Annotated in this window: 20 protein-coding genes; all 20 read left to right on the top strand. The window is 43.3% G+C overall.

Annotation, left to right across the window (positions count from 1 at the left end; all coding sequences use genetic code 11):
- Window positions 1–45 precede the first annotated feature (45 nt).
- The 20 genes from pyrH to ASG93_RS13840 all read left to right on the top strand — a co-directional run bounded on the left by pyrH (window position 46) and on the right by ASG93_RS13840 (window position 24,220).
- Window positions 46–771: a UMP kinase gene (gene pyrH / locus ASG93_RS13935; protein ID WP_029195235.1), complete on the top strand. Its 726-nt coding sequence runs from the start codon at window positions 46–48 to the stop codon at window positions 769–771.
- A 3-nt stretch (window positions 772–774) separates the two neighbouring features.
- Complete coding sequence (gene frr / locus ASG93_RS13930; protein WP_029195236.1) at window positions 775–1,329, top strand: ribosome recycling factor; 555 nt, start codon at window positions 775–777, stop codon at window positions 1,327–1,329.
- A 64-nt stretch (window positions 1,330–1,393) separates the two neighbouring features.
- Complete coding sequence (locus tag ASG93_RS13925) at window positions 1,394–2,167, top strand: isoprenyl transferase (protein ID WP_056832853.1); 774 nt, start codon at window positions 1,394–1,396, stop codon at window positions 2,165–2,167.
- 45 nt (window positions 2,168–2,212) lie between these two features.
- Complete coding sequence (locus ASG93_RS13920) at window positions 2,213–3,007, top strand: phosphatidate cytidylyltransferase (protein ID WP_056832851.1); 795 nt, start codon at window positions 2,213–2,215, stop codon at window positions 3,005–3,007.
- A 24-nt stretch (window positions 3,008–3,031) separates the two neighbouring features.
- A complete protein-coding gene (locus ASG93_RS13915) occupies window positions 3,032–4,177 on the top strand; it encodes a 1-deoxy-D-xylulose-5-phosphate reductoisomerase (protein WP_056832849.1) in 1,146 nt (381 codons plus the stop codon).
- Between the two features lie 268 nt (window positions 4,178–4,445).
- Window positions 4,446–5,705, top strand: coding sequence for an RIP metalloprotease RseP (rseP, locus tag ASG93_RS13910; RefSeq protein ID WP_056832847.1), 1,260 nt, complete (start codon window positions 4,446–4,448; stop codon window positions 5,703–5,705).
- A 22-nt stretch (window positions 5,706–5,727) separates the two neighbouring features.
- Window positions 5,728–7,176: a proline--tRNA ligase gene (gene proS, locus ASG93_RS13905; protein WP_056832845.1), complete on the top strand. Its 1,449-nt coding sequence runs from the start codon at window positions 5,728–5,730 to the stop codon at window positions 7,174–7,176.
- Between the two features lie 66 nt (window positions 7,177–7,242).
- Window positions 7,243–11,553, top strand: a complete 4,311-nt coding sequence (locus ASG93_RS13900; RefSeq protein WP_056832843.1) for a PolC-type DNA polymerase III — start codon at window positions 7,243–7,245, stop codon at window positions 11,551–11,553.
- A 225-nt stretch (window positions 11,554–11,778) separates the two neighbouring features.
- Window positions 11,779–12,243: a ribosome maturation factor RimP gene (rimP, locus tag ASG93_RS13895; RefSeq protein WP_029195243.1), complete on the top strand. Its 465-nt coding sequence runs from the start codon at window positions 11,779–11,781 to the stop codon at window positions 12,241–12,243.
- Window positions 12,244–12,279: 36 nt separating this feature from the next.
- The gene (gene nusA / locus ASG93_RS13890) at window positions 12,280–13,377 is read left to right on the top strand and encodes a transcription termination factor NusA (protein WP_047672911.1); all 1,098 of its coding nucleotides are present in this window, start codon (window positions 12,280–12,282) and stop codon (window positions 13,375–13,377) included.
- A 29-nt stretch (window positions 13,378–13,406) separates the two neighbouring features.
- Entirely contained in the window at window positions 13,407–13,721 is a 315-nt protein-coding gene (gene rnpM, locus ASG93_RS13885) for an RNase P modulator RnpM (RefSeq protein ID WP_029195245.1), read from the top strand.
- A complete protein-coding gene (locus ASG93_RS13880; RefSeq protein WP_171648885.1) occupies window positions 13,711–14,040 on the top strand; it encodes a L7Ae/L30e/S12e/Gadd45 family ribosomal protein in 330 nt (109 codons plus the stop codon). The genes rnpM and ASG93_RS13880 overlap by 11 nt, the downstream gene beginning before the upstream one ends.
- Window positions 14,030–16,945, top strand: coding sequence for a translation initiation factor IF-2 (infB, locus tag ASG93_RS13875; protein WP_063891867.1), 2,916 nt, complete (start codon window positions 14,030–14,032; stop codon window positions 16,943–16,945). Before ASG93_RS13880 ends, infB begins: the two co-directional genes overlap by 11 nt.
- A gap of 6 nt (window positions 16,946–16,951) precedes the next feature.
- On the top strand, window positions 16,952–17,311 hold the full coding sequence (gene rbfA / locus ASG93_RS13870) for a 30S ribosome-binding factor RbfA (protein WP_047672920.1): 360 nt from the start codon (window positions 16,952–16,954) through the stop codon (window positions 17,309–17,311).
- The gene (locus ASG93_RS13865; RefSeq protein ID WP_235550847.1) at window positions 17,308–18,309 is read left to right on the top strand and encodes a DHH family phosphoesterase; all 1,002 of its coding nucleotides are present in this window, start codon (window positions 17,308–17,310) and stop codon (window positions 18,307–18,309) included. The genes rbfA and ASG93_RS13865 overlap by 4 nt, the downstream gene beginning before the upstream one ends.
- On the top strand, window positions 18,306–19,220 hold the full coding sequence (gene truB / locus ASG93_RS13860) for a tRNA pseudouridine(55) synthase TruB (RefSeq protein WP_056832838.1): 915 nt from the start codon (window positions 18,306–18,308) through the stop codon (window positions 19,218–19,220). The genes ASG93_RS13865 and truB overlap by 4 nt, the downstream gene beginning before the upstream one ends.
- Before the next feature lie 46 nt (window positions 19,221–19,266).
- Window positions 19,267–20,202 (top strand): bifunctional riboflavin kinase/FAD synthetase, encoded by a 936-nt coding sequence (locus tag ASG93_RS13855; RefSeq protein ID WP_056832836.1) that lies wholly within the window; start codon window positions 19,267–19,269, stop codon window positions 20,200–20,202.
- 167 nt (window positions 20,203–20,369) lie between these two features.
- Window positions 20,370–20,639 carry a 30S ribosomal protein S15 gene (rpsO, locus tag ASG93_RS13850; RefSeq protein WP_029195252.1) on the top strand — a complete coding sequence of 90 codons (270 nt, stop codon included), beginning with the start codon at window positions 20,370–20,372 and terminating at the stop codon, window positions 20,637–20,639.
- A 272-nt stretch (window positions 20,640–20,911) separates the two neighbouring features.
- On the top strand, window positions 20,912–23,014 hold the full coding sequence (locus ASG93_RS13845) for a polyribonucleotide nucleotidyltransferase (protein WP_056832834.1): 2,103 nt from the start codon (window positions 20,912–20,914) through the stop codon (window positions 23,012–23,014).
- A 153-nt stretch (window positions 23,015–23,167) separates the two neighbouring features.
- Entirely contained in the window at window positions 23,168–24,220 is a 1,053-nt protein-coding gene (locus ASG93_RS13840; RefSeq protein ID WP_056832832.1) for a polysaccharide deacetylase family protein, read from the top strand.
- Window positions 24,221–24,257 lie beyond the last annotated feature (37 nt).

Below are 24,257 nucleotides of genomic sequence, written 5' to 3'. Positions count from 1 at the left end.
CCATAAGAGAGATCTTTTCAAGCATTGAAACGGAGGTTATACAAGTTGGGTCAACCTTTTTATAAAAGAATAGTGCTAAAATTGAGCGGCGAAGCTTTGGCAGGACAGCAGGGTTATGGCATTGATTCGGAAGTGATTACTTCCATTGCCCAACAGGTGAAGGATGTTGTGGAATTAAATGTAGAAGTCGCTATCGTTGTGGGCGGTGGAAACATATGGCGAGGTATTGCAGGTAGTGAGAAAGGTATGGATCGTGCGACAGCCGATTACATGGGTATGCTTGCAACGGTCATGAATTCATTGGCTCTGCAGGATGCACTGGAAAATCTGGATGTGCCTACAAGAGTTCAATCATCCATTACTATGCAGCAGGTAGCTGAACCATACATCCGTAGAAGAGCAATGCGTCACCTTGAAAAGGGGAGAGTTGTTATCTTCGCGGCAGGTACAGGGAATCCATACTTCTCAACGGATACAACAGCGGCCTTAAGAGCAGCAGAAATTGAAGCAGAAGTTATTCTCATGGCCAAAAACAAAGTGGATGGCGTGTATTCGGCAGATCCATTCAAAGATCCAACAGCGAAGAAATTCGAGACGTTAACCTATATGGAAGTTATCAGTAACAATCTTGGTGTCATGGATTCCACCGCATCTTCCCTTTGTATGGATAACAACATCCCGTTAGTGGTGTTCAATATCACAGAAAAAGGGAATATCAAACGAGTGGTCCTTGGCGAGAAAATTGGGACTACAGTTAAAGGGAGTGTCTAAACCATGCCACAATCAGTAAAAAAGAATGCAGAAGATCGGATGGATAAAGCAATTGGCGCTTTGAGAAGAGACTTAACTTCTCTTCGTGCAGGTCGTGCTACGCCATCTTTATTAGATCGCATCCAAGTGGAGTATTACGGAGCGATGACACCTGTGAATCAACTTGCGAATTTAACAACACCTGATTCACGTACGTTACTCATTCAACCATGGGACAAAAGTTCGATGACATCGATTGAGAAAGCGATTATGAAGTCTGATTTAGGATTAACGCCATCTAACGACGGCTTGGTTATTCGAATTGTTATTCCGGCTTTAACAGAAGAGCGTCGTAGCGACCTTGTGAAAATGACCAAGAAATTTGGCGAAGAAGCAAAGATTGCTATTCGTAACATCCGTCGTGATGCTAACGATGAGATCAAAAAGTTAGAAAAAGCAGGGATATCCGAAGACGAGTCCCGCAAACATCAAGAAGATATCCAAAAGTTCACGGATAAATTCGTAGCTGAAGTTGAGAAAGTTTTGGCTGCTAAAGAAAAAGAAATCATGGAAGTATAAGATAGATATGCCCCCGGGTATTCGCTGGGGGTTTTTCATCTTTCCCTAGTTGGGAGGAACAACTGTGCTCAAGCTAATTAAGAAATGGTTAGGAATTAATGGTAAGTCTGTTTCTTCAGCTATACCAGCTATCGAATTGGATAAAGTGCCAGCACATGTCGCTATCATAATGGACGGGAACGGTCGTTGGGCTAAGCAAAGAGGCTTGCCTCGTGTAGCAGGGCATCATTCCGGGATGAAAAATGTTAAGAAAATTACGATGGCTGCAAATGAGATCGGTGTTAAAGTGTTAACGATGTATGCTTTTTCAACGGAAAATTGGAAAAGACCGAAGGAAGAAGTCGAATTTTTGATGAAACTTCCTCAAGAATTTTTTCCTTTAGAAATTGAAGAGCTGATCGAAAACAATGTTCGTATCCGAATGACGGGTTGGAAAGAAGGCTTACCTGACTACACACTCAAAGCGATTGAGGGAGCTATCGAACGGACGAAAGATAATACAGGACTCATTCTGAACTTTGCCTTAAATTATGGTGGGCGTAAAGAAATGATTGCTGGTGTTCAGGATATGATTCGTGATGTTCAAAATGGCAAACTACAAATAGAAGATTTGGATGAGGCAAGCTTTTCTTCCTATATGTTAACTTCGGATTTACCAGATCCGGACTTGTTAATTCGTACAAGTGGGGAGCTTAGACTAAGCAACTTTCTTCTTTGGCAATTAGCATATTCGGAGCTTTGGTTTACGGAGGCGTATTGGCCGGAATTCACGGAATCATTATTTATGCAAGCAATTGCAGAATATCAGCGCCGCGGGAGAAGATACGGAGGTATCTAATCACTTCGTATGCTTCCGGCGCGTGTTCATCTAGGGGGATTCATCTTGAAGCAAAGGATCGTCACGGGAGTCATTGCCGGGCTCGTATTCATTACGTTATTAGTATTAGGTGGTTATTGGTACGCTGGGTTAATCGTGTTACTGTCAATTATCGGCTATCGTGAATATATGCAAATGAATGGTTTCACGAAGTATAAATTAACAGCGGTTGTTGGTTTAATCTCCTTGTTATACTTAACGGTGCCTTGGGAAACGTTTGGTGGTTCACTTCCCGTTTCTGCGTCCGCCATTATTTGGCTGACTATGTTTGTCTTGCTTTTCGTAACAGTCGCTTCAAAAAATACGATTACAATAGATCAGGTTTCTGTTATTTTACTTGGTGTCATTTACATAGGTTTTGGATTCAATTATATGATTGCTACACGCTTAGCGGAGCATGGCTTATTTTGGTCAATCGTTGTGTTTGTATGTATTTGGGCTTCAGATTCAGGAGCTTATTTTGTCGGTTCGAAGCTCGGGAAACATCCTCTATGGCCGCAAATCAGTCCTAAGAAGTCAATTGAGGGAGCTATAGGCGGCGTCGTTATTTCGATGATTGCCGCGCTAGGATTCGCTTGGTATGCACCGGATATGCTTGGGCTTGGCAAGGCATTGGTGCTTGGATTCGTAATTGCCGTTGTTGGACAAGTCGGAGACTTAATACAGTCGGCTTATAAGCGAGTTAAGGGGATTAAAGATACAGGAACCTTACTTCCCGGGCATGGTGGTGTACTCGATCGGATGGATAGTTGGCTTATCGTATTTCCATTTATTCATTGGCTTGGAATTCTTACTCACTAACAGTCATAGGCGAGGTGGAATAGGATGAAACGGATTGCCATTCTGGGTTCAACAGGGTCAATTGGTACACAAACCTTAGATATTGCCCAGCATGCCCCAGATAAATTTCAGATTGAAGCCTTATCTGGTGGTTACAATAGTCAATTATTAATTGAACAGGTTAAAAAGTTTCACCCAAAAGTTGTATCGGTAGCGACAAAAGAGCTGGCCGACGAAGTTTCTAGAAATGTTTTGTCATCTACCAAGGTATTATATGGTGAAGAAGGATTAATGGAAGTTGCTGCATCAACAGATGCAGACTTGGTAGTAACAGCGTTGGTAGGGAGTCAGGGACTTAAGCCTACGATGGCAGCGATTGAAGCTGGCAAACACATTGGTCTTGCAAATAAGGAGACGCTAGTGAGTGCAGGCCATATTGTAAAGGATGCGATTCGTCGAAAAGGTGTGTCTTTGCTGCCTATTGATAGTGAGCATTCGGCAATCTTTCAATGTTTGAATGGTGAGAATCGCTTGCAAATTGCGAAAATAACGCTTACCGCTTCCGGTGGTTCGTTTCGAGATCGATCGCGTGAAGAATTAGAGGGAGTAACGGTCGAACAAGCTCTCCAACATCCGAATTGGTCGATGGGAGCTAAGATTACCATTGATTCCGCGACGATGGTCAATAAAGGTCTTGAGGTCATTGAGGCTCATTGGTTATTCGATCTCTCCTATGACCAAATAGATGTCCTTATTCATCCTGAAAGTGTCATTCATTCCTTTGTAGAATTTGTTGACAATAGTGTTATTGCTCAGCTCGGTAATCCGGATATGCGAGTTCCTATCCAATATGCATTAACCTATCCAGACCGATATCCGACGCCGACCAATCGGCTAGATTTGGCTGCCATCGGAAAGCTTCATTTCCGCGAGATGGATTACAATCGGTATCCATGTTTACGAATGGCCTTTGAGAGCGGCAATCAAGGAGGCACTACACCTACAGTGTATAATGCAGCTAACGAAATCGCCGTTGCACGTTTCCTTAAAGGTGAGATTACGTTCTTGCAAATTGAGCAGATCATTGATGCTGTTTTGCAGAAACACGAATCCCACTCGACCCCTCATCTAGACGTTATTCATGAGCAGGATATTTGGGCAAGAGCCTTTGCATCATCCATCGTATTTTAATTTCATGAGAGCTTAGGTCAGCGAGGTTGGCTCGGCTCTTTTTTTAATCTATCATCTAGGCACTTTGTAAAGTAAAGTCTAATTCAAACTCCCAGCTCGTATACTGTGCTAAAAGGGCATAGCTTGTATTCAGCAGTTCAATAATGGTAATCTAAGAACATGCTGTCCATAAGTGGATGCTTAGAAGGCAGGTTTTCAAACGAAAACGTTATGGTTTTTGCAAACATAGGTAAGTTTTCTGAAGAAAACTCGAAGGAGGAAATACGACTTGTCAGCCATAGAAGTTGGATTGAAGGTTATTTTGTTGTTTTTCGTTCTCGTTACGATTCATGAATGGGGTCATTTTTACTTTGCGAAACGTGCAGGCATCTTAGTTCGAGAATTTGCAATCGGTTTTGGACCCAAAATTTTCTCATATAAAAAAGGGGAAACGCGCTATACCTTACGCATTTTGCCGATTGGTGGATTCGTTCGCATGGCAGGGGAAGACCCGGAAATCGTCCAAGTGAACCCTGGACAAACGGTTGCCGTCAAATTAAATAAACAAAATCAAGTGTCATCTCTATATCTTGATCAACTAGATCGGCGATCAAATGTGATTATTGGTGTCGTGGAACAAATTGATTTAGAAAGAGCGCTTCAAGTAGCACTTGATGTTGACGGAGAACGAGTTACTTACCCCATTGATCCACAGGCTATGATGGTAACCAAAGGGACAGAAACACAGATTGCTCCATATGATCGTCAGTTTGGTTCGAAAACGGTTGGCCAGAGAGCAATTGCTATTGTGATGGGGCCTGTGATGAACTTCATTCTCGCCATTGTGTTGTTCTTAATCGTTGTTATTATGTCAGGCGTATTTACGAACGTTAAGCTGGATTCCGTACTTTCAGGTAAGGCAGGAGAGAAGTCGGGTCTTCACAAAGGAGATATCATCATATCGATTGATAATCAGCCGATTGGTGATGACCGCGAGAAGCTTGTCACCTCGATTCAATCCTCCGCAGGAAAGCCGATGACCTGGGTTGTGGATCGTGCAGGGAATCCAATTACACTTCAAGTTACACCCGAAATGGAAGCAGGGGCTGGCAAGCTGGGCGTAGTCATTTCTGGGGACCGCAGAAGCGCAACCTTTAGTGAAGTGATAACTGGCACCTACGAGCAAGTCGTTGGAACAACAATTGGCATTGTGACTGGTTTAAAGAAGCTAGTTATGCTGCAGTTTAAACTTGATGATCTTGGCGGACCTGTCCGGACAGCTCAAGTATCAGCAGAGTTTGCCAAAATGGGAATAACTTACTTAATCTCGTGGGCAGCTACGTTAAGCTTGTATTTAGGTATATTTAATCTCCTGCCTATTCCAGCTTTAGATGGAAGTCGACTTCTATTTATGGGCCTAGAGGCATTGCGCGGGAAACCAATTGATCCGAATCGAGAAAGTATGGTTCATTTTGTTGGTTTTGCACTGCTCATGCTGCTCATGGTGGCAGTTACTTACAATGACATTTTAAGATTAATTAAGGGATAGTCCTAATATTGTAGGAGGGTTTATGTCAAACGATAAACAGTTTGTTAAAGAGATAACACCACAGGGAGAGGATTTCTCCCGTTGGTACATAGATGTGATCAAGAAAGCTGATTTGATGAGCTATTCGCCAGTGCGCGGTTGTATCGTGTTTAAGCCGGATGGCTTTGAAATATGGGAAAACATACAGCGTGAACTCGATAGTAAATTTAAAGAAACGGGTCACCGGAATGCTTATTTCCCTTTGTTTATTCCAGAGAGTTTTTTCCAGAAGGAAAAAGAACACGTGGAAGGCTTTAATCCAGAGCTGCCTTGGGTCACTGAAGCAGGCGGGGAGAAGCTGGAAGAACGTCTAGCTATTCGTCCAACTTCGGAAACGATGATTGGTCACATGTATTCGGAATGGATCAACTCCTATCGCGATCTTCCTCTTTTGATTAATCAATGGGCTAACGTAGTTCGATGGGAAAAGCGCACATTGCCTTTCCTTCGAACTACGGAGTTCTTGTGGCAAGAAGGTCATACGGCTCATGAAGATGAGCAGGATGCTCGCCGCGAAACGATGCAAATGCTGGATGTATACCGCCAATTTGCGGAAGATTTCTTAGCGATCCCAGTCATTGTTGGGCAGAAGACTCCTTCTGAGAAGTTCGCGGGAGCTGTTGATACGTTCTCCATTGAAGCGATGATGAAAGATGGGAAAGCGGTGCAAGCAGGGACCTCTCACTATCTGGGTACGAATTTTGCTGTCGCTTTCGATATCAAGTTCTTGGACCGTGAAAATCAGCATCAATTTGCCCATACGACTTCATGGGGAGTTAGTACTCGACTCATCGGTGCACTTATTATGGTTCATGGGGATGATCGTGGGTTGGTATTGCCGCCTAAAGTTGCCCCTACGCAAGTCATCATGATTCCGATTGGTCCGCCAAAAACACGTGAACAAGTGATTGGACGGGTCGACGAATTGTATGCAGAGCTAAAGAAAGCTGGCGTTCGCGTTAAAGTGGATGACCGTGCAGATCAAAGCCCTGGTTGGAAATTCAATGAATATGAAATGCGCGGTGTACCGATTCGTGTTGAATTAGGGCCTCGTGACATGGAAAATGGACAAGTTGTTCTCGTCTCTCGTGTAAGCGGGGAGAAGAAAATAGTTCAACAAGCGAATTTTGTCGAAGAAATTCAAAATTTACTTGCTGAGATTCATCAGCAGATGTATGATAAAGCGAAGCAGTTCCGTGACGAGCATTACATAGCGGTGGATTCCATTGATGAATTCAAATCGTTCTTGGAGACCAAACGCGGGTTTGCTTTAGCTGGCTGGTGCGGCTCTAACGCTTGTGAAGAGCAAGTGAAGCAAGAAACGGGTGCAACAAGCCGGAATATTCCTTTCACACCCGCAGAAACGAAATCAACATGTCTGGTTTGCGGCGATGCCGCTAAACATACGGTCGTTTTTGGCCGAAGTTATTAATTACAATCAAGGGCAAATGGAAGCAACAATTCCATTGCCCTTGGTATTTTTATGGGGAGGCTGTTCATGAGTAATTTGGCTGATAAACGGAATCGCTTTGAGCTTTTGATGCAGCAAGCCGAGATTCCAGCCGATATCGTGCGGTCATTTTTTGCGGAAGGCTACATCGAGCAAGTAGAAATTAGTCGTAAAAATCGCGACTGGACCTTTTATTTGGTGAAAAATGAAATAGTGCCTCAGAATGTTTACCGCTCTTTTTGTAAAATGATTCAAGAGAAGTTTGCTCAGATTGCGAAGATTCGTTTTATCTGGAAATATGAGCAAGCAGAACCCGCTGCTTTGGTGGAGGAATACTGGAGCCTATTTATGGAGTGGCTGCAGCGAGAAGTAGCGTCGATTAACGGTTGGATGTCGAAGTCAAGGTTTGAGGTACAAGGTCATACATTAACGCTCATTATGCTTGATCAGATTGGACTTGAACTTGCTAGAAAGAAAAATGTAGATATGTTCATACGGAACTTTTTTCATAATTTTTTTCAAACCGAATTAAACGTAAAATATGCGGTTAGTGATTCTACTGAGATCGAAGCTGAGTACGAGAAATTTGCGAAGCAGCGCGAGCAAGGCGAGAAGACGATTACCCAAGAGATCATGATGTCCATTGACATGGAAGAAGAGGAATCCTCATTACCAGATACGGATCTCAAGCTTGTCATGGGTATTGATATCAAAGAGGTGCCGACGCCACTCAAGAACATTCAAGAAGAAGAGAAGAAAGTGACGGTTCAGGGTACCGTATTTGGACTAGATGTCAAGGAATTGAGAAATGGAAATACGTTATTTACATTTAACCTGACCGACTTTACAGATTCTTTGGCGATGAAGGTATTTGCGAAAACCAAAGATGATGTGAAGATTATGAGCTTGCTTGCGAATGGAACGTGGATTAGAGCGCGAGGTAAGGTCGAATATGACCGTTTCATGCAAATCCCTGAACTTGTCATGATTCCGAATGACCTGTATGAAGTCATGGCTCCCAAGGATCGGATGGACGATGCAGCTGAGAAGCGTGTTGAGTTCCATCTTCACACAACCATGAGTACGATGGATGCATTAACACCGATCGATCAATATGTGAAAATGGCGGCTAAATGGGGACATAAAGCCATCGCGGTTACCGATCATAGTAACATTCAATGTTTCCCTGATGCAGGTAAAGCAGCCAAAAAGCACGGAATTAAAGTGATTTATGGTGTGGAAGCCAACGTTGTGAATGACTCTGTTCCTATTGTGATGAATGGTCAGGATATGGATCTGAAGCAAGCAACATATGTGATATTCGACGTAGAGACAACGGGACTTTCGGTTACCAATAACCGAATTATCGAGCTTGCAGGTGTTAAAATGCAGGACGGTAAAGAAATTGAGCGATTTGCAACGTTCATTAATCCCCACGAGAAAATTCCTTACAACATTCAACAATTGACGAACATTAATGATGATATGGTAAAAGATGCACCTGATATCGAGGAAGAGCTTCCTAAGTTCATTGAGTTTATTGGAGATTGCGTTCTCGTAGCCCATAATGCACGATTTGATATGGGTTTCCTTCAAGCCAATTTGAAACGTATGGGATTGCCAGAGGTTACGAACTCCGTACTTGATACCCTTGAGCTTGCTAGATTTCTATTCCCTTCAATGAAGAACCATCGATTGAATACCTTGTCGGATAAATTTAAAGTAGGCTTGGACAATCATCACCGTGCGATTGATGACTCTATTGCATTAGGCTTTGTTTTATACCATTTAATTAACGAGGCTAATGATCGACAAATAACGAATCTTGCTAAATTGAATGATTATGTAGGAAAAGATTTGTCCAATCAACGTCCTTTCCATTGCTGTGTTTACGCGCTAAATGCCGTTGGGAAGAAGAACTTATTCAAACTTATATCCTTATCCCATACAACCTATTTACAGCGTTCCGCAACAATTCCCAAAAGTGTGCTGGTCGAATTAAGAGAAGGTCTTCTTATCACGTCTGGCTGTGAAAAAGGGGAATTCTTTGAAGCTGTACTTAACAAATCGATCGAAGAAGCTGAGCAAGTGGCTGAGTTTTATGACATTCTTGAAATTCAACCTGTGAGCTACAACATGCATCTGGTAGAGAAGGGTCTTGTTGGCAGCGTTGAAGATTTAGAAAATGCTGTGCGACGTGTTTGTGAAATTGGTTATAAGACAGGCAAACCGGTTATTGCTACAGGGAACGCGCATTATCTGAATCCTCGTGAGAAAGTATGCAGAGATATTGCCATTAATGGTATTACCGGGTTTAGTCCACTTAAAGCTATGAAAAAGCCGGATGCTCATTTCCGTACAACCAAAGAGATGCTGGAAGAATTCAAGTTTCTTGGTGAAGAAAAGGCGCTTGAAGTAGTCGTGCGCAGTACGAATGACCTGGCAGATAGGTTTGAAGTCATTGAACTATTCCCGGATAAGCTGTTCACACCCATCATCGAAGGGGCCGACGAAGAAATTCGGACAACCTGTTATAATACAGCGAAGGCAATGTATGGAGATGAACTTCCGGAGGTCATTATAGCCCGGCTTGAGAAAGAGCTTGTTCCGATTATTAAGTTCGGTTTCTCTGCCAACTATTTGATTTCCGAACGTCTTGTAAAAAAGTCGAATGCGGACGGTTATCTCGTAGGTTCAAGGGGATCCGTTGGGTCTTCGGTTGTTGCGATGATGTTAGGCATTTCCGAGGTTAATCCGCTGCCTCCTCATTATATTTGCGCATCTTGTCAGCATAGTGAGTGGTTCCTGGACGGTAGTGTTCCGAGTGGATTCGATCTTCCGAACAAAGTCTGCCCGAATTGCGGCGGGAATTTAAAAGGTGACGGTCACGACATTCCGTTTGAGACGTTTCTTGGCTTTAAAGGGGATAAGGTTCCCGATATCGATTTGAACTTCTCTGGCGTTTATCAACCAATAGCGCATAATTTTACGAAAGAAATTTTTGGTGAGAAGAATGTATTCCGTGCGGGTACCATCGGTACTGTCGCCGAGAAGACGGCATTCGGATTCGTTAAGAAGTATGAAGAAGAGCAAGGTCAGAAATGGCGCGGTGCTGAGATTAGCCGACTAGCTGCGGGCTGTACGGGTGTGAAGAGAAGTACAGGTCAGCATCCTGGCGGTATTGTCGTTGTACCGGATTATATAGAAGTTGATGATATCACACCCGTACAATATCCAGCAGATGATAAGAATTCGGAATGGAAAACAACCCATTTTGATTATCATGCCTTTGACGCCAATTTGCTGAAACTTGATATTCTCGGACACGACGACCCGACAATGATGCGGATGCTGCAAGATTTAACTGGCATTGATCCAACGACCATACCTATGAATGATCCGAAAGCGATGAGCATTTTCAACTCGACAGAAGCGATTGGAGTCAGACCGGATCAAATCAGGTCCCCAGTAGCTACTTATGGCGTTCCGGAAATGGGAACCAAGTTCGTTCGTCAGATGCTTCAGGAAACGCAGCCAAGCTCCTTCGCCGACTTATTGCAAATTTCGGGATTATCCCATGGAACGGGCGTTTGGCTAGGTAATGCACAGGAGTTAATTAAAAAAGGGATATGCAACATTAAGACGGTTATTGGTTGTCGGGATGATATCATGCTCTTCTTGATTTATAGAGCAGGAATGGATGCAGGTCTTGCTTTCAAAATTACGGAGAGTGTTCGTAAAGGTAAGGGGCTTACAGATGAATGGAAAGATGAGATGAAACGCTGTAATGTGCCAGCTTGGTATATTGAATCTTGTGAACGGATTGAATATATGTTTCCAAAAGCGCATGCCGCTGCTTACGTTATCTCTGCTGTTCGTACAGCTTACTTTAAGGTGTATCATCCTATTGCCTACTATGCGACATACTTTAGTGTTCGTGCAGCGGACTTTGATCTTGAACTTCTTTGCCAAGGGTATGATGCCATTCTTAAAAAATTGATTGAGATTGAAGAGAAGGGCTTCCAGGCGCTGCCGAAGGAGAAGGCGATGGTATCTATTCTTGAAATGTCACTCGAAATGACATCACGTGGCTTCAGTTTCAAGCCAATTGACATTTATCGATCGGATGCGACACGGTTTATTATCGATGGTACGTCACTTATTCCGCCATTTGCGGCAATGTCAGGTATCGGAGATAATGCAGCTAAAAATATTGCCGCCGCCAAAGAGGAGGGCGACTTCCTCTCCATCGAAGATTTCCAGAATCGATCTAAAGCCTCAAAGACGGTCATTGAGATGCTCAGCGCGATGGGATGCTTCCGTGGACTTCCGGAATCGAATCAATTGTCCTTATTCTAAGCTTCCGAAGTGAGTTTTCTTCGAAAAACTTTTAGCTGTCAAGTGAAAATGATTAACAAGTTTGCTATTGTAATGCAAAGAATGGTTATGGTATAATTTTTATTGGCAATAATGAGGATATCATCTTGTGATTAAAGAGTGGGGAAACCCACTCTTTACATTTTGATATAGGACTTTTCGGAAATATACGATAAGGAAAAGTCAATTTAGGAGGTACATTTATCTGTGGCTACACAAGCGCAAATCAAATCCGTCATTGAGGACATGCTGAAGGATTTCATTGAACAAAATGGATTTGAACTCGTGGATATTGAATATGTCAAAGAAGGCAGCAACTGGTTCCTTCGTGTCTATGCAGACAAAGAAGGCGGAATTGATATAGATGATTGCGGCCGCATCAGTGAATACTTAAGTGTTCAATTGGATGAGAAAGATCCGATTGCTGATGCCTATTTCTTGGAAGTCTCTTCACCAGGCGCGGAACGTCCGCTTAAGAAGACACAAGATTATCACAAGGCTGTGAATAGTCATGTATTTGTTACCACCTATGAACCGATAGACGGTTCCAAGGAATTTGAAGGTTTGCTGCTTTCTTTTGACGAGGAAGAACTCGTTATTGAAATTGGCAAAAAGAAAATCATTATCCCGTTCGCTAAAGTAGCAAGCGCTCGTCTAGCTATCGTTTTTTAGTGATCGTTACTTATTGAAAGGGGGGACTCAGTTCAAATGAACACGGATTTTATCGAAGCGCTGTCGGAAATTGAACGTGAGAAGGGTATCTCAAAGGAGTTACTTATCGATGCAATTGAAGCAGCGATGATTTCAAGTTATAAACGTAATTTCAACACCGCACAGAACGTGCGAGTTGATATCAATCGCCATACTGGCCTCATTAAGGTATATGCCCGTAAAACCGTAACTGAGGAAGTATTAGATCCAAGATTGGAAATTTCACTTCACGCTTCTCGTGAAATTAATCCGAATTACCAATTGGAAGATATCGTTGAAATTGAAGTGACTCCTCGGGATTTCGGACGTATTGCTGCTCAAACTGCCAAACAAGTGGTGACTCAGCGTATTCGTGAAGCCGAGCGTGGCTTAATTTATAATGCTTTTATCGACAAGGAAGAAGATATCGTTACGGGTATCCTTCAACGTCAAGATCAACGTAACATTTATGTGGACTTGGGTAAAGTTGAGGCTGTTCTGCCTTTAACTGAATTGATGCCTACGGATAAGTTCAAACAGGGCGATCGGATTAAAGCGTATATCACGAAAGTGGAAAATACGACGAAAGGACCGCAAATCATTTTATCAAGAACACATCCAGGACTGTTGAAGCGTCTTTTTGAACTGGAAGTTCCTGAAATTTTTGATGGTGTGGTCGAGATTCGTTCGGTTGCACGTGAAGCCGGTTTCCGATCCAAAATTGCTGTTCATTCTCGCAACGCTGAAGTTGATCCAGTAGGATCTTGTGTAGGGCCTAAAGGATTACGTGTTCAAACGATTGTAAGCGAACTGCGCGGCGAGAAGATAGACATCGTACGTTGGATGGAAAGCGTGGAAGAATACGTAGCCAATGCGCTGAGTCCTTCCAAAGTGCTTGAAGTGCAAATTCATGAAAATGAAAAAATGGCGCGTGTCATTGTACCTGACTATCAGCTTTCTCTGGCTATTGGAATCAAAGGGCAAAATGCTCGTCTTGCTGCCAAATTGACAGGTTGGAAAATAGACATCAAAAGTGAAACACAAGCCGAACAAGAATATGGCAGAGTGAAAACTTATTCAGAAGAAATGCATCAAGATTCTGTGAGTGTCGATTAAGTTTTTGTTCGGAGCAAGGGGTGAGCAAAATGAAGCAGAGAAAAATCCCTCTGAGAAAATGCGTGGCCTGCCAGGAAATGATGCCGAAGAGGGACTTGATCCGCATCGTCAAAACGCCTGAAGATGAAATTCTCATAGATCTTAAAGGGAAAAAGTCTGGGCGCGGTGCCTACCTGTGCGGTAAAGTTTCTTGTTTTAAATTGGCGAAGAAAAGTAAAGCCCTGGATAGAGCCCTTAAGCATGCCGTTGGTGCCGATATTTATGACCAATTGGAGCAAGATTTCATTCGTGTTGAAGATGAGTTCCTCTCTTCCAAAGAAGAGGAGTCTGAGGATGAATCCTAAATTTCTATCCCAATTGGGCTTGGCGATGCGGGCAGGGAAGCTAGTTACCGGTGATGAAGGTGTGTTTAAAGCGATTCGCTCGGGAGAAGCCAAACTTGTCATTATGGCGGAGGATGCATCCGCTAATACACGTAAGAAATTTCAAGACAAATGCCAATTCTATGGGATTAAACTCATGGAAATAGGTACGAAGTATGAATTGGGCCGCAGCATTGGGAAAGAGATGCGTGTCACCATAGGTGTATTGGACGGAGGCTTCGCGCAGATGCTGCAGAAGAGTCAAGATAATCCTGCGGAGGTGAAACATATTGACCAATAAACAAGACAATAAAGATAAGACTCGCGTTTACGAATACGCAAAGCAACTCAATATGAGCAGCAAAGAAATTATAACCATCCTCAAACGTCTAAATATTCCCGTTAACAATCATATGAGCGTAATGGAAAATGACGCAGTGAGCAGTGTAGAAAAGTTTTTTCGTGATATTAAAGCCAATGCGGCTGCCAAACGAGCAGCTACGGACGGAGGAAATGTGAGTTCATCTACGACGAATCAGAACCCTGCAACGCAGGCTCCAGCACAAGAGAATAAAGGTGCAGCAACACCGGCTTCGAAGCCAGTTGCTTCAGAACCAACGAACAGCACAACTACAAATGGTGCTGTAACAGCGCCTCAAGGACAGTCTACGCCTAATACGGCTAGTCGTCCAGCTCAGCCTGGGCGCGATCAACGCCCAAGTGGTCAAGGATCATCGCAAGGCGGGCAACGTCCAAACAGTCAAGGACAAGGTGGACAACGAACAGGTTATCAAGGTTCAAATCCAGGCGGACAGCGTCCTAGCGGTCAAGGCTCAAGCCAAGGTGGGCAACGTACGGGCTATCAAGGTGGAAGCACAGGTGGACAGCGCCCTAGTGGTCAAGGATCAAGCCAAGGTGGACAACGTACGGGTTATCAAGGTGGAAGTTCAGGCGGTCAGCGTCCAAGTGGATCCACTGGCGGCTACAATAGCCAACGTCCTAGCGGCGGTCAAGGCTACAGTCAAGGTGGAGCTCCACGCACGAATAGCAACTATGCAGGTTCCCGTCCAAGTCAGGGTACTGGAGGACCGGGAGCTGGTGGTGGACAGAGCGCAAATAGCGGCCGTCCGCAAAATGCAGGACCGAACCGCAGTGCTGGTCCAAACCGTCAGTCTAAACCGTTTGATAACCGCAACAATAATCAAAGCGGAAGACCTGTCATTCAAGAAGCGAAGCCGCAGTTCCACGTAGGTGCAACAGCAGCCGAATTGGATGATGCAGCAGCTAAAGCGGGTGTAATTACAACTAAGAAATCCAAACCAACACCTAAGCGTTTTGATGATAACCGTTCCGGCGGAAATCGTGGGCCTGGTGGACAAAACAGAGGCAATCAACGCGGTAACAATAGAGGCAGATATCAACAAGAAACCGTTAAAAAAGAAAAAATTGACAATACACCTAAGAAAATCATCGTTCGTGGCAGTATGACCGTTGGTGAAACAGCGAAATTACTTCACAAAGATGCTTCTGAAGTTATTAAAAAGCTTTTATTCTTGGGTACAATGGCAACAATTAACCAAGAGCTAGATTTGGAAGCCATTCAATTGATTGCCTCCGAGTTTGGCGTAGAAGTTGAAATTAAGATTAAAGTCGAAGAAGATAATTTCGAGACTTTCGAAGAAATTGACGATGAGGCAGATTTGATCGAGCGTCCGCCAGTTGTTACGATTATGGGTCACGTCGATCATGGTAAAACGACTTTACTTGATGCTATTCGTAAAACAAGTGTAACCGAGGGTGAGGCAGGCGGTATTACGCAGCACATCGGTGCTTATCAAGTTGAAGTTAACCAAAAGAAAATCACTTTCTTGGATACGCCTGGTCACGAAGCGTTTACAACCATGCGTGCCCGCGGTGCACAGGTAACCGATATTACAATTATCGTTGTTGCTGCCGATGACGGCGTAATGCCGCAAACCGTTGAAGCAATTAACCATGCTAAGGCGGCAGGCGTTCCGATTATTGTTGCAGTTAACAAAATTGATAAAGAAGGCGCAAATCCAGATCAAATCAAACAAGCACTTACAGCATATGAGTTGGTTCCAGAAGAGTGGGGCGGAGATACGATTTTCTGCGAAATTTCTGCAAAACAACGGATTGGACTTGAAAATCTGCTTGAAATGATTCTTCTTGTTGCTGAAGTTCAAGAGTATAAAGCTAACCCGAACAAACGTGCTAGAGCGACCGTCATCGAAGCCGAGTTGGATAAAGGTCGTGGTCCAGTTGCCAGAATCCTGATTCAACATGGTACATTGAAAGTCGGAGATAGCTTCGTAGCTGGCGTATGCTTCGGCCGCGTAAGAGCGATGGTAAATGATAAAGGTAAACGTCTGAAAGAAGCGGGTCCTTCAACACCAGTTGAAATCACGGGTCTTACAGAAGTTCCACAAGCTGGGGATCCATTCCTTGCTTATGAAGATGAGCGTAAGGCAAGAGACATTGCAGATCGTCGTTCCATTGCACTTCGACAATCCGAGATGACGGCGAATTCACGCGTGACGCTAGATGACCTCTTTAAACACATTAAAGACGGCGAAATCAAAGAGCTGAATGTAATTATCAAAGGTGACGTTCAAGGTTCTGTTGAAGCTCTGAAAAGCTCCCTTGAGAAGATCGAAGTGGAAGGCGTTCGCGTCAAAATTCTTCACAACGGTGTTGGTGCTGTTACGGAGTCTGATATTATTCTGGCTTCTGCATCTAATGCGATTATTGTCGGTTTCAATGTTCGTCCTGAGCCTGCGGCGAAAGCAACGGCAGATCAAGAGAAAGTTGATATCCGTATGCACAACATTATCTATAACGTAATTGAAGAAATCGAGCAAGCGATGAAGGGCATGCTGGATCCTATCTTTAAAGAAGTTGTACTCGGTCAGGCAGAAGTTCGTAATGTTTTCAAAATTACGGGTTCAGGTACAATTGCAGGATGTATGGTTATATCAGGCAAAATTGCTCGTAACGCACAAACTCGCTTGATCCGCAGCGGTATTGTCGTGCACGAAGGTAAAATTGACTCCCTGAAACGATTCAAGGATGACCAAAAAGAAGTGGCGCAAGGTTATGAGTGTGGTATATCTCTTGAGCGTTATCATGATATTAAAGAGGGCGACATTATTGAAGCCTTCATCATGGAGTCCGTTGAGAGGTGATGACAAATGGCTAGAGTTCGTGTAGGTCGAGTTGGCGAACAAATCAAGAAAGAATTAAGCCAGATCGTTCAGTCCGAATTGAAAGATCCGCGTATTGGTTTCTTGACCGTTACGGGTGTAGAAGTAACGAACGATTTATCCTTAGCTCGCGTATTTCTTAGCGTAATGGGGACAGAAGAAGAGAAAGCAGCAACACTTAAAGCTCTTTCTGTAGGTTCTGGTTATATTCGTTCGGAATTAGGCAAACGAATTCGTTTACGTAAAATTCCAGAGCTGCAATTTAAGTTTGATGCTTCTATTGATTATGGAAGTCATATCGATAACTTGTTGCACAAGCTGAATCAGGAAGGAAATCCAAACGTATGAGCATTGGAATGAACCATGCCACCGAATACAGCCAGCAGCTGGCAGCAGCAGCTAAGTTTATCGAGCAGCATGATGATTTCCTGGTGGTATCTCACATCCAACCGGATGGGGATGCTGCCAGTTCTACGTATGCAACCGGTTGGATTCTTAAACAACTGGGAAAATCTTTTACAATGATTAATGAGGGCGCTATGCCCTCTAAATTTTCCTATTTATGGGGAAGTGATCAAGTACTTGATTTTGGCAAGGAAGCTCCTGAAAGGCTTTATCAAACCATCATAAGTGTAGATTGTGCTGATTTCTCCAGAATGGGTAGGATCAGCACTCTTTTTGATGACCAGGCTCAGCTGCTCAATGTTGACCATCATCCAACGAACGATAAATTTGGTTCGCGCCATTTGATTAAACATGATGCCGCTGCAACCGTTCAAATTTTGTATGATTTAGCCATACATATGAAGCTTGTACCGAATTTGGAGTTTGGTGATTGCATTTATACGGGCTTGCTGACAGACACTGGTGGCTTTCGGTATTCGAATACCTCGCCTGAGGTCATGCAGATTGGAGCAACGCTGTTATCACTTGGTGTTCAGGGCTCTGTTATAGCTGAGCAAGTGCTGGAACGAGTCAGCTATTCGCAAATCGTACTTCTGCAGAAAGCTTTATCTACACTTTCATTTGCGAATGATCGTAAATTGGCATGGCTTGCTGTTTCTCTAGCAGATTTAGAGTTGACTGGTGCCTCAAGCGATGATTTGGATGGGCTTGTCAACTATCCGCGTAATGTGGAAGGCGTAGAAGTGGGCATGCTATTTAAAGAGAAAGCAGTTGGCGTAATTAAAGTAAGTCTCCGCTCTTCAGGACTTGTTGACGTTGCTGCGATTGCGCAATCACTTGGCGGTGGCGGCCATGTTCGTGCATCAGGCTGTACAATCCAAGGTACACTTGAGGAAGCAGTAGCCAAAATGGTTCAGGAAGTAGGGAACGAGTTAAAATGACATTAGAAGGCATCTTGCCTGTATGGAAACCAGTAGGCTTTACTTCTCATGATGTTGTAGCCAAAGTTAGAGGTATCCTTGGGATCAAACGCATCGGCCACACGGGAACGCTTGACCCGCAAGTAACCGGTGTTTTGCCATTATGTATAGGTAGAGCAACACGAATGGTTGAGTACATTCAAGAGCTGCCTAAGGAATATGAAGCTGAGCTTCGAATCGGTCTTTCTACCGACACGGAAGATATGACAGGTGCTGTATTGGAAGAAGTTTCACAGGTAACTTTGGATGAAGTGAGAGTCCGTGAGGTTCTTCGTTCTTTTGTCGGAGAAATCGAACAGATTCCACCGATGTTCTCAGCAGTCAAGATTGATGGGAAACGACTCTATGAATTAGCCCGAGAAGGCAAAGAAGTAGAGCGGAAATCACGTAAAGTGACGATTCATAAGCTAGACATTCTTCATATGGACCTATCACTAGATCATCCAGAGATTCAATTTCGTGCTTCTTGCTCCAAAGGGACCTATATAAGAACCTTATGTGTGGATATTGGCAAGGCTCTCGGCTATCCGGCGGTGATGAAAAGTTTGATTCGGACATCGACGGGCAGTATTCGCCAAGAGCAGTGCTTAACATTTGAACAGATTGAACAAATGAAGGTTCAAGGATTACTGCAGGCGCATATGATTCCTATGGATCAGGCGATTTCACATATCCCATTCATTGAACTATCTGCCGGGGAAGCCGTACATGCACTACAGGGGAAGAAAATAGCTATGACAGCGAATCGGACGGCTCATGCAGACGCATCGCAAAACATTTTCAGGGCTTATTCGCCTGATGATCGTTTTCTTGGTTTGTATGAATGGAACAGCGCTAGCCAAGTCCTGATCCCAGCCAAAGTTTTCCTCTAATAATAACGTCACGGGACAGGTTGACATGGGTAGGTGAAATGAACTTATGCGCATAATACCAATAGCATACCCCATTAATATGGATGATATGGATCTAATAGCAGGAGAGCAAGTGGTGGCAATTGGTGATTTCGATGGTGTACATTTGGGACATCAAGAAGTCATTGGACGAGCCCTGCGCACGGCTAAGAAACTTGGGTTGAAGGCGGCCATTATGACCTTTCACCCACATCCTAGAGCAGTAATGGGTCAAGATAAGTATACAGATCTAATTACTCCGATGAGTAAGAAAATGAAGATGTTTGAATCGCTAGGTGTGAATCATACATACATTGTTACCTTTGATGCCAATTTAATGCGGTTATCCCCAGAACATTTCGTGGATCAAGTATTGGATCGACTTGGTGTTGAAAGTGTTATATGTGGTTTTGATTTTACGTTTGGCTTTCAAGGTAAAGGTACCCCGGATTCGCTCTGCGAGTTGAGTCATGGGAAATTTTCTGTAGAAGTGGTGAGACCCTTTCATATGGATGGCGAAAAAGTTAGCAGTACACTCATTCGTGAATCATTACAGCAAGGAGACATAGAGACCGTTACCAGACTTCTCGGGCGTCCCTATAGTATTAGCGGCATCGTTGTGGATGGAGAGAAGCGTGGGAGAACACTTGGCTTTCCTACTGCTAATATTCAATTGGATGAGTCTTACGTCATTCCAACTAATGGTGTTTATGCGATTAAAGCCTCTGTTAAAGGGGAAACCTATAAAGGGGTTATGAACATTGGTGTAAAGCCTACTTTTACAACCGGAGAATTGAAGCCCTCATTCGAAGCTCATTTATTTGATTTCTCCGAACAAATTTACGGCGAGCATATGAATGTTGAGCTCATTACTTTCCTTCGACCAGAACGTAAATTCTCATCGCTGGACGATTTAGTTACTCAAATTAAACTTGACGTCGAAACAGCCAAGAACAAATTATAACGCTTCAGTTGAAACAAGCATTTACTTCTACTGTGCGATTATGTTATACTGAATAACGTTGCCAAAAGGATCTATACCTTCTGGCATGAACCTTAGCTTGGACATACGCTATCATCGGCGATTTCTAGGCTAGCGGGGATACAATAGAATTTAGGAGATGAACAATCATGGCATTAACTCAAGAGCGTAAAACACAACTGATTCAAACTCACAAGGTACATGATACCGATACGGGTTCACCTGAAGTTCAAGTAGCTATCCTTACAGAAAACATTGTCAACCTGACAAATCATCTGCGGACTCACAAGAAAGATCATCATTCCCGTCGCGGTTTGCTCAAAATGGTTGGTCAACGCCGTAAGCTTCTAGCATACGTGAAGAATAAAGATGTGAGCCGTTACAGTGCTTTGATTGAAAAGCTTGGTTTACGTCGATAAAACCGACAATGAGAAGCAACCTGTTGCTCCTTTGCTGGGCTTGATAAAGCTTTGGCGAAGAAAAAGCAACGAGGTTGCTTTTTCTTGTATTTTTAAAACGGAAAAAGAAGGAAATACTAGACATTACGCAGAAATAGTGATGACTCCAGCGGTAGGCAATTTTTGAGTACATACGGAGCATAATATAGTAATGGTTTCTATACTGTTACTTTCTGTGCAAATGTTTATCAAACACATATGAATTGAATAGAACAATTCCTTAGGAGGATGTTATGGAGAAAAGGGTACAAATGGAACTTGGCGGCAAACCGTTCATTCTAGAAACGGGTAGGCTGGCCAAACAAGCTAATGCAGCTGTAACTGTACGTTACGGCGATACGGTTGTGCTGAGTACAGTAACGGCTTCAAACGGACCGAAAGATTTGGATTTCTTTCCGTTAACAGTTAATTACGAAGAAAGATTGTATTCCGTAGGTAAAATCCCTGGCGGTTTTATTAAACGTGAAGGACGTCCGAGTGAGAAAGCAATTCTTGCGAGCCGTTTAACGGACCGTCCGATTCGCCCTCTTTTCCCAGAAGGCTTCCGTAATGACGTACAAATCGTTTCTATCGTTATGAGTGTAGACCAAGAGTGTCCACCAGAAATGGCAGCTATGATTGGTACTTCTGCTGCTCTGGCAATCTCTGACGTTCCTTTCAATGGGCCTGTTGGTGGTGTAATTGTTGGACGAGTTGATGGGCAGTTCGTTATTAACCCGACGGGTGAGACAGCAGAGAAAAGTGATCTTCACTTGACTGTTGCCGGTACCAAAGATGCGATAATGATGGTAGAAGCTGGTGCGAATGAAGTTTCTGAGGAAGTTGTACTCGAAGCTATCATGTTCGGACATGATGAAATCCGTAAGATTGTCGCGGTAATTGAAGAATTGGTTGAACAAGCGGGTAAGCCGAAAATGGAAGTTAAACTTCATACGGTTGATGCCGAGGTAAATCGTGCAGTTCGTGAATTTGCTCAAGCTAGATTAGTTGATGCGATTAAAATTCCTGAGAAGCATGCTAGACAAGAAGCAATCGATGTTGTGAACGCCGAAGCTGTGGAACATTTTACAGCCTTGTATGCAGAAACTCCTGGCTTACTAGGTGATGTGAAAGAAACGCTTTATGATATCGTTAAAGAAGAAGTACGTCGTTTGATCACGCATGATAAAGTAAGACCAGATGGACGTAAACCAGAAGAAATTCGTCCAATTGATTGTGATATTGATTTGTTACCGCGTACTCACGGTTCAGGCTTGTTCACACGTGGACAAACACAAGCACTTAGTATTTGTACATTAGGCGCTTTAGGCGATGTTCAAATATTGGACGGCTTGGATCTTACAGAAACGAAACGTTTCATGCATCATTATAATTTCCCTCCGTTTTCCGTTGGGGAAGCAAGACCACTTCGTCCACCAGGTCGTCGTGAAATCGGACATGGTGCATTAGGTGAGAGAGCCCTTGAGCCAATCATCCCTAATGAAGTAGAATTCCCTTACACAATTCGTCTCGTGTCAGAAGTGTTGGAATCGAACGGTTCTACATCCCAAGCGAGTATTTGTGCAAGCACACTTGCTCTTATGGATGCTGGTGTTCCAATTAAAGCTCCAGTTGCTGGTATTGCGATGGGTCTGATCAAAGACGGAGATCACTTCTCCATTCTATCCGATATCCAGGGTATGGAAGATCACCTTGGCGATATGGACTTTAAAGTTGCGGGTACAGCTGAAGGTATTACAGCCCTGCAAATGGATATCAAAATCGATGGGATTGATCGCAGCATCCTGCAGCAATCTTTGCAGCAAGCCAAAGAAGGCCGTTTGCACATTTTGGGTAAAATGGTTTCTCGTATTTCTGAGCCTAAGAAAGCTCTTTCCAAATACGCGCCTAAGATACTTACGATGAACATCAATCCGGACAAAATCCGTGATGTTATTGGCGCAGGTGGCAAAATCATCAATAAAATTATTGAAGAAACCGGCGTAAAAATTGATATCGAACAAGATGGCCGTGTATTCATCGCTTCATCCAATCAAGAGATGAACGAAAAAGCACGTTCGATTATTGAAGGCATCGTACGCGAAGTTATTGTGGGTGAAACTTACCTCGGAACAGTAAAACGCGTTGAGAAATTCGGAGCATTCGTAGAAATTTTGCCTGGTAAAGAAGGTTTGGTTCATATTTCACAAATTTCCACAGAGCGTGTAGCGAAAGTGGAAGACGTAGTGAACATTGGCGATCAAATCACAGTTAAAGTAACCGAGATTGACCAACAAGGAAGAGTTAATCTTTCTCGCAAAGCAACATTAACTTCGCAAGTCCCGGCTCAAACCTAAGCCGCGTGACTTGTGAAGTCCCTTTTAAATAGTTTTGGATAAAGAGTCAGATCAATCTGTCTCTTTTTTGCATTCTAGTCAAAGCCGGACATGCCACGTTCTACTCTTGTCCTTTCCTGCATAAAATCAGGACATAGGAAGGGGGATCGGTGTATGCTCCACAAAAAATGGCTTCTTCTTGGAAGTTTTTTTGCTATGGTTTTGCTTACATTGGATGCAATCCCTAGCATAGGAACTTATATTAATGCAGTGAAGATTAATCAAATTTCGTATCTAGCAGATTCCAATTGGATGGACGAAGAAGCACTCCCGGTCTTTGCCTCTGTGACTTTGAATTCAACCGAACAAATGAAGTCAAAGATAAGCATTTTACTAGAAACGATTATGAAAGAAGCTGAAAAACGAAAGATTCCCCCAATTAACGCTAAACTTGATCCTGTTTGGAAAGCTATTCCCGGTTACAATGGATTGGAAGTCGATATTGAGGAGACGCTCAAACTAGCAGAGCATAACTTAACGCCGAATAAAATCAATTATGTAATGAAGGAAGTGCAGCCAAGTATTCAATTGAACGATCTCGGTCCAAATCCGATTTATAAAGGGAATCCCAAGAAGCCTATGGCTTCTTTTATGATCAATGTTGCTTGGGGAAATGAGTATTTGCCTAGTATGCTAGAGACTCTCCGTAAAGAAAATGTACATGCGACATTCTTTTTGGATGGGTCGTGGTTGAAGAAGAACGTCGAAATGGCCAAAAAGATCCAAAGCGAAGGGCATGAAATATCTAATCACGCTTACTCGCACAAAGATATGAGAAGTATTATTCGCAGTAAAGCTGTTGAGGAAATTTCTAAAACAGAGGAACTGTTGAAGCAGCAGCTTGGTGTGAAAAACATGTTATTTGCGCCTCCTTCGGGTTATTTTAACCAAGAAACGGTTCAAGTTGCTTCGGAGTTCAATCTACAGACTGTACTTTGGACATTCGATACGGTAGATTGGAAAAATCCAGGAGCTGAGCGAATCCTTCAGAGGCTATCGACAAGTGTCGAGCCTGGTTCCCTTATTTTGATGCATCCAACGACCTCATCCAAGGACGCATTGCCAGGTATGATCCGTATTATTAAAAATAAAGGATTGACGATTGGCACCGTATCTGAGCTTCTATCCTCTAAACGTGTTGCTGAAGCGGGTCAAATTGTCAATTAATCGATGAATCAGCTGGAAAGTTGAGTCGTCCTCACAT

Origin of the sequence: Paenibacillus sp. Soil787 (genome assembly GCF_001429545.1) — a bacterium.
Lineage (GTDB): Bacteria > Bacillota > Bacilli > Paenibacillales > NBRC-103111 > Paenibacillus_E.
This window is presented reverse-complemented; position numbering and strand designations above follow the sequence as displayed.